Below are 11,591 nucleotides of genomic sequence, written 5' to 3' on the forward strand. Positions count from 1 at the left end.
CAGCCTGCCTTAGATGAAGCCGTTACTTTATCCCCGACTTCTTATAACCATAAATATCTAAATCGCATGAGGTCATAACCCGAAACGCCCGCGCCAGAGCGATTCGCGAGAATCTTGTGGTTTCCATGTCCTGCAGGTCCTGCTCAGCCCGCCGACAGTCTTTTTATTCCATGTGATTATAAAAACCAGTTAAATTCATATTGGTATATACCAAATGTCCTCCTCTTCAATACGCTCCATCGCAGTCGCCGGCCGCTGGCCGTATCGGAGATAGGTTCCATGTTTGCCTTGCGGGTCATGCTCGAATACTTCCATCCCTGGCCCAACTCGGCCGGTTTCTACCTCGCCCGTGAACGCGGCTGGTACCGCGACGCGGGGCTGGACGTGGAGCTGGTGGTGCACGACCCCTACCACGGCGACACCCTGGACCACCTGGCGCGCGGCGCTGCTGCTTTCGGCGTGTTCCCCAGCAATCGCCTGCTGGTGCGTCGCGAACTGGGTCAGCCGCTGATCGGCGTGGCGGCGATCAACCATCGCGCTCTGGAATCGATCCAGACCCTCACCGACAGCGGTATCCGCCGCCCCCGGGACCTTCAGGGCAAACGCCTGGCTCTGAACCCGACGCCGCGCGGCGTGGCCATGGTGCGCCACCTGGTATCCCGCGATGGCGGTGACCCGGACGCGGTGCAACTGGTCGATGCCGGCTTCCGCGAGCTGCGCCCGGAAGACCTGGCCGCCGGCCACGCCGATGCCAGCTTCGGCGGCTACTGGGCCTGGGAGGCATTGCTGCCGAGCTCCATCGCCGACGAACGCCGCGTCGTCCTGCCGGTGGACGAGATCGGCGCGCCGCCCTACCACAGCTACCTGCTGGGTGCCCGCGAGGACTGGCTGGATGCAAACGCAGACGTCGCCCGGCGCTTTATCGCCGTCACCGCACGGGGATTCCTCGCCGCGGCGGCCGAGCCGGACGCCGCATTGCCGGTCTACGAACGCACCACTCCCTACTTTCCCCGCGAGATGCTGGCAGAATCCCTGCGGCGCATCGCGCCCAGCTGGCTGCATCAGGGCCGCTGGGGCGAGCAGCGCGAAGAACTGCTGCAGCCCTATGCCCAGTGGCTGCATGACCATGGTGTGCTGCGCGACCCGGAAATCTGGCGCGGCGCCACCAGCAATGCCTGGCAAGGGGAGAGCCCAGCATGACGAAACGCTTGAGCCACGGCATGGGCCTGGAACCGGTAGAGGCCGACTGGCCCGCGCTGACCGAAGCGGAAGTCGCCGCCGTGCTGGCGGACTTCTCCGAGGCGGGCGGCGACGCCCGCCTGATCTGGCACAGCCCCCGCCCCTTCTCCGCTGCTGCGCTGGTTGAGAGCGCCAGCGGCGCACTGTTCGTCAAGCGCCACCACCCCAGCGTGCGCAGCGCTGACTGGCTGGCGGAAGAGCACGCCTTCCTCGATCACCTGGCCAGCCGTGGCGCACCGGTCGCCCGGGTACTGCGCGATGACCAAGGCCGCAGCGCCATCGAGCGGGACGGCTGGACCTATGAGGTTCATGAGAAGGCCCAAGGCCAGGACCTGTACCGCGACGCGCTGTCCTGGACGCCCTTCCAGCACAACGCCCACGCCTTCGCCGCCGGCGCCGCGCTGGCGAAACTGCACCGCGCCGCCGAAGGCTTCGACGCGCCCTCGCGACGCGCCGGCGTGCTGCTCAGCAACCTGAACCTGTTCGGCGCGACGGACCCGCTCGCTGCCATTGAAGCAACCTTCCCTCAGGCCCCAGCCCTCGCCGACTACCTGCAGGCGCGGCCGTGGAAAGAAACCCTGGGCGAGTTGCATCTGCCGCTGCAACGCGAGTTGCTGCCCTACCTGCGGCGCCAGCCGGCGCTGTGGACCCACAACGACTGGCACGCCTCCAACCTGCTGTGGAGCGAGGACGGCGCGCAGGCACAGGTGGTCTCGGTGCTGGACTTCGGCCTGAGCGACCGCAGCTTTGCGCTGTTCGACCTCGCCACCGCCATCGAACGCAACCTGGTGCCCTGGCTGGAGCTGGACCAGGGCCGGCCCGCCGAGGCCGACCTCGACGCCCTCGACGCATTGCTCAATGGCTACGCCAGCGTTCGCCCGCTGAGCCGCGACGACCTGCTCGCGCTGGCCGCGCTGCTGCCGCTGGTGCATGCGGACTTCGCGCTATCGGAGGTCATCTACTTCCACGGCATCCTCGGTTCGGCCGAAAGCGCTTCGCTGGCCTACGACAATTACCTGATCGGCCACACCCGCTGGTTCCTCGGCAGCGAAGGCCAGCGCCTGCTGGACCATATCCGCCAACTGGCCGCAAAGGTGGATTGAGATGAGCGACATTCTGATCAGCGCCAAGGCGCTCGCCGCCACGCTGGACGACCCGCGCCTGTGCCTGCTGGACGCCAGCGTCGAACTCGCCGCCCCGCAGTTCGACGGCGACTACCGCGCACAGAGCGGCCACGCCGGTTGGCTCGCCGGGCACATTCGCGGCGCGCGGCATGCCGACCTGCTGGACGATCTGGCGGATGCCCACGCGCCCTTCAGCTTCGCCCTGCCGGAAGCCAGGGCAGCACTGGACGCGCTGCAGAAGCTTGGCATCCACGACGATTCGCTGATCGTGATCTACGACCGCACCGATGGTTTCTGGGCCGCACGCCTTTGGTGGATGCTGCGCAGCCTGGGCATCGACGCGGCCGTGCTGGATGGTGGGCTGCGGGCGTGGATCGCTCACGGCTTCCCCCTGGAAGAAGGTGAGGGGGTCGTTGCCCGACGCGGGAAGCTTTCGACCCCGGCGAAGTACCAAAGCGGCTTCTGGATCGAACGTCACGACGTCGAGAAGGTGGTGGCCGGCAATGCTCACGGCACGCTGGTCTGCGCCCTGTCCGCCGCCCTGTTCGACGGCAGCGCCGTCACCCGTTATGCCCGTCGCGGGCACATCCCCGGCAGCAGCAACCTGCCGGCGCGCAAGCTGTTCGACGAAGACGGCTGCTACCGGCGCGGTGCAGCCCTGAGCGAGGCCCTCACCGGGCTGCGTCAGGCTGAACCACCCTTGCTGCTGTACTGCGGCGGCGGCATCTCCGCCGCCGCCCTCGCCCTGGCGCTGACACTGGCCGGGGAAACGCGGGTCGCGATCTACGACGGCTCGCTGCAGGAGTGGGCCGCAGAGCCTTCCCTGCCATTGACCACCGGAGCAGCTCCGGTCTGACAGCCCGCCCGCGGGCAATCACGTCTCACATCCAAGGCCATCCGTTTCGCGCGGGAGGGGTTCTGCCCCGCACATTCCCGGCGCACGCCCCGGCAATATTCAGGAGCGTTCCATGCAGTACCTGCCGCGCCCCGCGCGCACGCGATTTCCCCTCAGCCTGCTGACCCTGGCCGTGCTGCTGGCCAGCGGCACCGGCCAGGCCGAAGAAGCCACCACCCTGGATACCGTCACGGTGATCGGCCAGGACACCGGGAGCTACGCCAGCGACCGCGCCTCGGTCGGCGGCTTCGGCGAGGCGCCGCTGCTGGATACGCCCGCTTCCATCTCGGTATTCAACCAGGCGCTGCTCAAGGACCAGCAGGCGCGCCTGCTCAGCGACGTGTTGAAGAACGACGCCTCCACCGGCGAGGCCTACGCGCCGGTGGGCTACTACGAGAACTTCGAGATCCGCGGCTACTCGCTCAATGCTGCGAGCAGCTACAAGATCAACGGCCGCACCATCACCGGCGAGCAGAACGTGGCGCTGGAAAACAAGGAACAGGTCGAGGTGCTCAAGGGGCTGTCCGGCCTGCAGAGCGGCGTGTCCGAACCCGGCGGGGTAATCAACTACGTCACCAAGCGGCCGCAGGACGTGCGTTCGGTAACCCTCGGCACCGACGCGGAAGGTGGCCGCTACCTGGCCACTGATGTCGGCGCCTGGCTGGACGCCGAGCAGACCGTCGGCGTGCGGGTGAACCTGGCCCACGAGGACCTGCGTTCCTACATCGACCACACCGACGGCAACCGTGATTTCGCCTCCCTGGCACTGGACTGGAATCTTTCGCCCAACGCCCTCTGGCAGTTCGACGCCGAGTACCAGAATCGCCGCCAGCCCTCGGCGCCGGGCTACCAGCTGCTGGGCGGCAGCGAACTGCCCCACGGCATCGACCCGCACGACCGCATCGGCTACCAGAGCTGGGCCGACCCGGTACGCATCGAGTCGCTGAACCTCAACACGCGCTTCGAGTACCGCTTCGACGACGCCTGGACCGGCACCCTCAGCGCCTCGCGCAGCAAGGTGGTGATCGACGACTACAGCGCCTTCCCGTGGGGCTGTTACGGCGCCGCCAGCTGCGCCGACTCGGCCGTACCGAACTACTTCAGCCCCGAAGGCGACTACGACCTCTACGACTTCCGCAGCCCGGACGACACCCGTCGCAACGACGAACTGGAAGCCGCGCTGCACGGCCAGTTCGCCACCGGCTGGCTGCGCCACGAGCTGACTGTCGGCACCTCGGCCTTCCGCCGTGTACTGGACAGCCGCCCCGAACTCAACGAATGGGTCGGCACCGGCAACATCTACACCGGCATCGGTGCCGTGGAGCCCTTCGCTGGCGAGCCCGGCCACAGCTACCGTCACCTCGACAGCCGCCAGTACGGCCTGTTCGCCAGCGACCGCATCAGCCTGAGCGAGCAATGGCAAGTGGTGCTCGGCGGTCGCCAGGTGCGCCTGGACGAACGCACCTTCGACAGTGACGGCGACACCACCCGCCACACCCGGCGCTCGGAGTTCCTGCCCAATGGCGCGCTGATCTTCAAGCCGCGCGAGGACATCTCGATCTACGGCAGCTACAGCAAGGGCCTGTCCCTGGGCGGCGAGGCACCCTGGTTCGCCAGCAACGCCGGCGATACCCTGGCGCCCACCTCCTCGCGCCAGGTCGAGTTCGGCATCAAGCAGGAACTGCCCGGCTTCGACTGGAGCGCCGCGCTGTTCCAGATCCACCAGGCCTACCAGTTCGCCCGGCCCAACGGCGATGGCACCTTCACCTATGTGCAGCAGGGCCAGCAGAAGAACAGCGGGCTGGAGTTGTCCGCCAGTGGCCGGGTAACCTCCGCGCTGCAATTGAGCGGCAGCGTCGCGGCCATCCGCTCGCGGGTGGTGGGCAGCGACACGGACGACTACGAAGGCCACCAGGCGATCAACGTCCCGCGCCTGCGCGCCAGCCTCCAGGCCGACTACGCGCTGGCCGAAGTGCCGGGGCTCTCGCTGCTGGGCACGGCGCGCTACAGCGGCGCCAAGTACGCCGACCGTGACGGCGCGGTGGAGGTCGGCGGCTACACCGTCTATGACGCCGGCGCGCGCTTCAGCACACGGATCGGCGACTACCCGACCACGCTGCGGCTGAGCGTCGACAACCTGTTCGACAAGCGCTACTGGCGCGATGTCGGTGAATATTTCGGCGACGGCTACCTGTTCCAGGGTGCGCCGCGCACGGCTCGCCTGACGGCGAGCGTCAACTTCTGAGGAAAGCGGCAATGTCTGCTCTGGAAATCATCGCGGTGATCGTCAACGTGCTTGGCGTCTGGCTCACGGCCCGGCGCATCCGCTGGTGCTGGCCGGTGAACGTGGTGGCGGTGCTGCTCTACGCGTGGATCTTCTTCAGCGTGAAGCTCTACTCCGACATGCTCCTGCAACTGGTCTTCGTGGTGCTGCAGTTCTACGGCTGGTGGCAGTGGAGCCAGGGCGGCAGCGACCACGGCAAGGTTCGCGTGGAACGCCTGCCGCTGGCGACCGCCCTCTCCAGCTGCCTGGCCGGTGCCGTTGGCGCCCTGGCCCTGGGCTGGGCCATGCATACCCACACCGACGCCGCCCTGCCCTGGCTGGACGCCGCGCTCACCGCCTTCAGCCTGGTGGCGAGCTTCTGGGCCGCGCGCAAGTACGTCGCCAGCTGGTGGCTGTGGATCATCCTCGATGTGCTCTACACCGGGGTATTCCTCTACAAGGCGCTGTACCTCACCGCCGGGCTGTACGCCGGTTTCGTCGGCCTCGCTATCTACGGCCTGCTGGCCTGGCGGCGCGAACTGCACGACGAACCACCCAGCACTCCGGCGCTGGCCAGCGGCAATTCCTGAGGACCGTCATGCTCTACCAGGCCATCCCGCCGCACTACGCGCGCATCCGCGACCAGCTGGCCGCGGACATCGCCCAGAAGCGCTTTCTCGCCGGGCAGAAACTGCCTCCCGAGCGCGACCTCGCCGAGCGCTTCGAGTGCACCCGCGTGACCTTGCGCCAGGCGCTGCAGCAACTGGAAACCGAGGGGCTGATCTACCGCGAGAACCGCCGTGGCTGGTACCTCAGCCCGCCGCGCATCGACTACGACCCGACGCGGCTGGTCAGCTTCATGGACTACGTGCGCCTGCAGGGCCGCGAACCGCAGACCGAATGCCTGAGCGCCGAACGCCGCCGCGCCGGCGCCTGGCTCGCAGCGCGGATGAGCCTGCCATCGCCGGACGAACCAGTGTTCCGCCTGCACCGCCGCCGGCTGATCGACGGCCGCCCAGTGCTGGTGGAGATCAACACCCTGCTCGCCAGCTGGTGCCCGGAGCTGCTCGACGCGCGGCTGGATCGCTCGCTGACCACCGTGCTGCGCGAGCGCTTCGGCAAGGTGCAGACGCGCTGCACGCTTAACCTGCGACTGGGCACGGTCAACGACGACCACGCCGAGCTGCTGCAACTGGCCTCCGGCGCCAGCAACCTGGTGCTGGAGCGGCTGAACTACGCCGAGGACGGCTTGCTGGTGGAATTCGACCAGGAATTCTGGCGGCCGGACGCGGTGTCCGTGGCGGTTCAGGCGGATTTTCCTTCACGCCCGATATAGCCGAATAAGTAATTACCAAATGCTAATTCAGTATTTCTGGTTCTAACAGGATCACGGCTAAGGTAGCTCCAACTCACCGCAACCGGCTTGTCTGCAAGCCTTCTGGAGCCGCCATGGACCGCACCGGCAACATCATCGACCTCGCCCGCCACCGCACGCGCCGTCAGGCCCGCCGCCAGGCCGAGCTGATGTGGATGCTGTATGCCCAGCGCGCCGGCTACGACGCCTTCCAGATCGTCCAGCAGAGCCGCGACAGCGGCCGCCGCGAGGCTTGAGCCATGGGTTTGCCGCTCGCCACGGACCTGCCCGCCGTGGCGTTCGACGCTGCACAAGATGCCTCCAGCGCGTCGGATGATCCCATCGGCGAGCGCGTCGCCAGCAACCTGCTGCGCCTGCGCGCCAAGCGCAACCTCTCTCTCGACGGCCTCGCCCGCCTGTGTGGCGTGAGCCGTACCATGCTTGCGCAGATCGAATCCGGCCGCAGCGTGCCGTCGATCAAGGTCCTGAGCAAGATCGCCCAGGGCCTCAAGGTCTCGGTCGCCGCCTTCCTCGATGACCGCGCCTTCGACGGCGTAGCGGTGCTGCCGGCGCGCGACAGCAAACGCCTGGTCAGCGGCGATGGCGCCTTCGTCAGCCGCGCCCTGTTCCCCTTCGACGTCTCGCGCCAGGTGGAATTCTACGAACTGCGCCTGAAGGGCCTGGCCACCGAACACTCCACCGGCCACGCCCCCGGTACCCAGGAAAACCTGGTGGTCGCCCAGGGCGTGCTGGAAATCAGCGTCAACGAAGAACGCTTCCTCCTCGGCACCGGCGACTCCATCCTGTTCTACGCCGACCAGCCGCACAGCTACCGCAACCCGGCGGACAGCGAGGCAGTGGCGTACCTGGTGACGACCTATGCGGAGCGGTTGGACTGAGGATAGGCAGGCATACATGCCGACCAATCGGACGGCCGTTACGGACTGGTCCGACTGACAAGGCGACAGCCTAACTGGTGGGATGACCATTCCTCCGGAATGGACGCCCGCCATGCTCATCGATGCCTCCCACCGCTTCTTCGACCACAGCCGTCATACCTTCAGCGTCAGGGACGTCGATGCGCCTCTGGATGTCCTGGCCTTCAGCGGCGATGAAGCGCTCAGCCAGCCCTTCACCTACCGCATCGAATTCACCAGCACCCACCGCGATCTCCCGGCCGACGCCTTCCTCTGCAAGGACGCCAGCTTCAGCCTGCGCGCGCCGCCCGAGCAATTAGGCATTCCCGGCTACACACCGCCGATCGCTCCACCCCTGCGCACGCTGTACGGCACGATCAGCCGCTTTTCCCTGCTGGCCATGTCACGGGACGAATTCCGCTACGAGGTGGTTTTTGTACCCCGCTTTGCTTTGCTGGGCCTCGCCCGCCAGTACCGCCTCTACCAGAACCAGAGCGTGCCGGAGATCGTCGAGCAGGTGCTGCGGCGCAATGAGCTCGAAGGGCAGGATTTCCTCTTCGAACTGACCCGCGAGTATCCGCAGCGCGAACAGGTGATGCAGTACGGCGAGGATGATCTCACCTTCATCCAGCGCCTGACGGCCGAAGTGGGCATCTGGTACCGCTTCAGCATGGATGAGCGCCTGCGAATCGAGGTACTGGAATTCCACGACGACCAGCGCCATTACCTGCCCGCGCCACTCTTGCCGCTGCGCCCGCTGTCGTCGCTGGAGTCCAGCGGCCAGGATGCCGTCTGGGGCCTGCAAGACAACCATGAAGGGGTCGTGCAGAGCGTCAGCAACCGCGCCTACTACTACCGCGACGCCGGTGCTGAGCTGGACGCCAACGTCGACCTGCTCAAATCGCCGAAAACCACCTACGGCGAGACTTATCACTACGGCGAACCGCATCAGAAACTCGGCGACGCCTATGCCCAGGACGAAGACCTGGAAAGCGAAAGCGGCTACTTCTACGCGCGCCTCGCCCACGAGCGCTACCTCAACGCACGCACGCGCCTGACCGGCCACACCAGCAGCCCCGCGCTGCTACCCGGGCAGATACTCAAGCTCGACGGCGTGGACAAGCACTTCGCACCGGGCGCGGTGATCGTCCGCCTGCACAGCAGCGCCGCCCGCGACCGCAGCTTCGAAGTGCAATTCGAAGCCATCCCCTACGACGAGCAGGTCTGCTTCCGTCCCGACGTGCCGGCCAAACCGGTGATTGCCGGCACCATCCCGGCCCGCATTACCAGCCCCGAATCGAATGACCTGTATGCCCACATCGACATGGAAGGCCGCTACAAGTGCCATTTCGTCTTCGACCGCGACACTTGGCCCGCAGGGCGCGAGTCAATGTGGCTGCGCCTGGCCCGCCCCTACGGCGGCGAAACGTACGGCCTGCACCTGCCTTTGATACAAGGCACCGAAGTACGGATCGCCTTCGAAAACGGCGACCCGGACCGCCCCTACATCACCCACGCCATCCACGACTCGCGGCACCCCGACCACGTCACCCTGCAGAACTACAAGCGCAACGTCCTGCGCACGCCGGCCAACAACAAGCTGCGCCTGGATGACTCGCGCGGGAAAGAGCACATCAAGCTGTCCACCGAATACAGCGGCAAGACCCAGCTGAATCTCGGCCATCTGGTGGATGCGCAACGGCAGCAGCGCGGCGAAGGCTTCGAACTGCGCACTGACAGTTGGGGCGCGATTCGCGCCGGCAAGGGCCTGTTCATCAGTGCCGACGTGCAGCCCAGCGCGCAAGGTGAACAGCTGGACATGGCTGAGGTCGTTGCACAACTGCGCAACGCCAGCGAGCTGGTGGCCGCACTGGAGCAAAGCGCAGCTGTGTCCCGTGCCGATACCGCTGACCTGGATAGCCAGCGCGAACACAGAGAAAGAATGAACCAGCTCAAGGACGCTGGACTGGTCGCCTCGGCGCCGGCCGGCATGGTCTTTACCACGCCGCAGAATCTTCAACTTGCCACAGGCCAGAACCTGATCGCCACCGCTGGCAACAGCGCCGATTTCAGCCTGTTCAAACATTTCAGCGTGGCCGCAGGAGAAGGCATCAGCCTGTTCGCCCAGAAGCTTGGCGCCAAGCTCTTCGCTGGCCGTGGAAGGGTGGAAATCCAGGCGCAGACCGACGCCATGAACCTGCAATCGAACTCAGACATGCAGCTGAGCAGCGTCAACGGCGAGATGGTCCTCAATGCCGAACACGGCATCACCCTGGTCAGCCGTGGCGCATACATCAAGCTCAAGGACGGTTCCATCGAGATCGGCGCACCGGGTGACCTGCGCATTCGCAATGACCATCTGGCGTGGGGCGGCTCGGCCTCGCTGCAGCGGCCAATGGAGCCGATGCCGGTGCCTATCGATTCGCCAAGCCGCTTCCAGGATCACGATCTGATCTCGGGGTAACCCCATACCGAAAGCCTATGGCGGGTCGCTAGACGACCCGAAGAAGGGACACACCATGCTTGATCAACTGTTCGACATGCTCGGCGACTTGAAAAGGGAATACCGGCGCTGGCGCTATGGGCCGCCGCCCCCGCAGAACTCCCGGCAACAGCCGCCAGCCTCTCGCCCTGCTGCGCCCCCGCCGGCCCCTGCTCAACCAACGGCAGCACCAGCTCCTGCGCCGGCTGCCCAGACTCCATCGCCGCTGAAGAACTGGAGCTACCCCTTCAAGGTACAAACCGGAGGCCAGGAAGCCCCCATCGCCCAGCTCACCCACATGTCGAAAGCGCTGGCGGGCTTCTATCCGCTGGGCATCAACGGCATGTGGCACGGCGGCGTGCACTTTGATGCAGGCACCGCCAGCGCGCTCGATCAGAGCCACGTCAGTTGCCTGGCCGATGGCGAGGTAGTGGCCTACCGGATACCCGCCGTCACCCCGAAAACCACCTACCACAAAGGCCACGACGACACCGTCTCCCTGCCCTTCGCCAGCGGCTTCGTACTGGTCCGCCACCGCTTGCAAGCCCCCGCGATCGAAGGCGCGACAAAGCCGCCACCCAGCCTGGTTTTCTACAGCCTCTACATGCACCTGGAGGACTGGGCGAGTTACCAGGCCGACGCGGCGAAGGCCCGCCCGGTGTTCTGGGCCGCCAGTTCCTATCGGGTAAAGAACGATGTGGCTGACCCCGGCCCCATCGGCCTTACCGTGCACGACAAGCCCAGCCCAAAGGGAGCCATCGTGAACGTCCTGCCACGCGGCACCCGCGTGACCATCGGCGGCTCCGCTCCCTCGCACGGCTACGTGAAACTGGTGAGTGCAGAAGGCATCGAACTGCCAGCGCTCGGCCCGCAACACGGAACGGCCCGCGGCTATGTCCGCCTTGATGCACTGGACACGGCCACAGGGGCCTACCGCGTCAAGGACAACGCCCTGGGCCAGAAACCCGGCGACCAGCTCAATATCCATGCCACGGAAGCGGCCACCAGCAAAGTCACCGGCACACTGGCACGCGGCACCGAACTGGTCGTCAGTGGTGAAGGCGCCTACCGCAAGCTGGAAGCCGTGATCCCCCAAGGCCTGGAAGGCGGCGAACACACCGAAGTGCCTGAACTGCCCGCCTACGGTGGTGACTATGGGCACCAGGCCCCGGAGGGTTATGTACGCTTTTCCGCACTGGCCCCCCTCATCGCGCCACTGCAACGGGACTCGGTCGCCCTTCCGGACCCGCCGATCCCGATCAAGGCCGGCCAGTTGATAGGGCACATCGGCGTCTACCACGACATGAAGAAATCCGA

General features: G+C 66.3%; 9 protein-coding genes and 1 pseudogene. All 10 read left to right on the top strand.

Features of this window, described 5'->3' with window-relative positions:
* Positions 1–279: 279 nt before the first annotated feature.
* Complete coding sequence (locus tag IB273_RS08175; RefSeq protein WP_192223772.1) at positions 280–1,200, top strand: ABC transporter substrate-binding protein; 921 nt, start codon at positions 280–282, stop codon at positions 1,198–1,200.
* On the top strand, positions 1,197–2,342 hold the full coding sequence (locus IB273_RS08180; RefSeq protein ID WP_192223773.1) for a phosphotransferase enzyme family protein: 1,146 nt from the start codon (positions 1,197–1,199) through the stop codon (positions 2,340–2,342). The genes IB273_RS08175 and IB273_RS08180 overlap by 4 nt, the downstream gene beginning before the upstream one ends.
* Before the next feature lies 1 nt (position 2,343).
* Complete coding sequence (locus tag IB273_RS08185; RefSeq protein ID WP_192223774.1) at positions 2,344–3,219, top strand: sulfurtransferase; 876 nt, start codon at positions 2,344–2,346, stop codon at positions 3,217–3,219.
* Between the two features lie 112 nt (positions 3,220–3,331).
* Positions 3,332–5,503 (top strand): TonB-dependent siderophore receptor, encoded by a 2,172-nt coding sequence (locus tag IB273_RS08190; RefSeq protein ID WP_192223775.1) that lies wholly within the window; start codon positions 3,332–3,334, stop codon positions 5,501–5,503.
* An 11-nt stretch (positions 5,504–5,514) separates the two neighbouring features.
* Positions 5,515–6,111, top strand: a complete 597-nt coding sequence (gene pnuC / locus IB273_RS08195) for a nicotinamide riboside transporter PnuC (RefSeq protein WP_081518358.1) — start codon at positions 5,515–5,517, stop codon at positions 6,109–6,111.
* A gap of 8 nt (positions 6,112–6,119) precedes the next feature.
* Positions 6,120–6,857, top strand: a complete 738-nt coding sequence (locus IB273_RS08200; RefSeq protein ID WP_192223776.1) for a UTRA domain-containing protein — start codon at positions 6,120–6,122, stop codon at positions 6,855–6,857.
* Positions 6,858–6,970: 113 nt separating this feature from the next.
* The gene (locus tag IB273_RS08205) at positions 6,971–7,132 is read left to right on the top strand and encodes a hypothetical protein (protein ID WP_192223777.1); all 162 of its coding nucleotides are present in this window, start codon (positions 6,971–6,973) and stop codon (positions 7,130–7,132) included.
* A gap of 3 nt (positions 7,133–7,135) precedes the next feature.
* On the top strand, positions 7,136–7,774 hold the full coding sequence (locus tag IB273_RS08210; RefSeq protein WP_081518360.1) for a helix-turn-helix domain-containing protein: 639 nt from the start codon (positions 7,136–7,138) through the stop codon (positions 7,772–7,774).
* Between the two features lie 112 nt (positions 7,775–7,886).
* Positions 7,887–10,256 carry a type VI secretion system Vgr family protein gene (locus IB273_RS08215; RefSeq protein WP_192223778.1) on the top strand — a complete coding sequence of 790 codons (2,370 nt, stop codon included), beginning with the start codon at positions 7,887–7,889 and terminating at the stop codon, positions 10,254–10,256.
* Positions 10,257–10,311: 55 nt separating this feature from the next.
* Positions 10,312–11,591 (top strand): annotated as a pseudogene (locus IB273_RS08220) (hypothetical protein); the annotation flags it as partial.

This window comes from Pseudomonas sp. PDM19, from assembly GCF_014852215.1.
GTDB lineage: Bacteria > Pseudomonadota > Gammaproteobacteria > Pseudomonadales > Pseudomonadaceae > Pseudomonas.

Coding starts and splice junctions, on each gene's coding strand:
- pnuC (WP_081518358.1), top strand. CDS start 5,515: ATGTCTGCTCTGGAAATCATCGCGGTGATCGTCAACGTGCTTGGCGTC.
- IB273_RS08175 (WP_192223772.1), top strand. CDS start 280: ATGTTTGCCTTGCGGGTCATGCTCGAATACTTCCATCCCTGGCCCAAC.
- IB273_RS08190 (WP_192223775.1), top strand. CDS start 3,332: ATGCAGTACCTGCCGCGCCCCGCGCGCACGCGATTTCCCCTCAGCCTG.
- IB273_RS08200 (WP_192223776.1), top strand. CDS start 6,120: ATGCTCTACCAGGCCATCCCGCCGCACTACGCGCGCATCCGCGACCAG.
- IB273_RS08210 (WP_081518360.1), top strand. CDS start 7,136: ATGGGTTTGCCGCTCGCCACGGACCTGCCCGCCGTGGCGTTCGACGCT.
- IB273_RS08215 (WP_192223778.1), top strand. CDS start 7,887: ATGCTCATCGATGCCTCCCACCGCTTCTTCGACCACAGCCGTCATACC.
- IB273_RS08205 (WP_192223777.1), top strand. CDS start 6,971: ATGGACCGCACCGGCAACATCATCGACCTCGCCCGCCACCGCACGCGC.
- IB273_RS08185 (WP_192223774.1), top strand. CDS start 2,344: ATGAGCGACATTCTGATCAGCGCCAAGGCGCTCGCCGCCACGCTGGAC.
- IB273_RS08180 (WP_192223773.1), top strand. CDS start 1,197: ATGACGAAACGCTTGAGCCACGGCATGGGCCTGGAACCGGTAGAGGCC.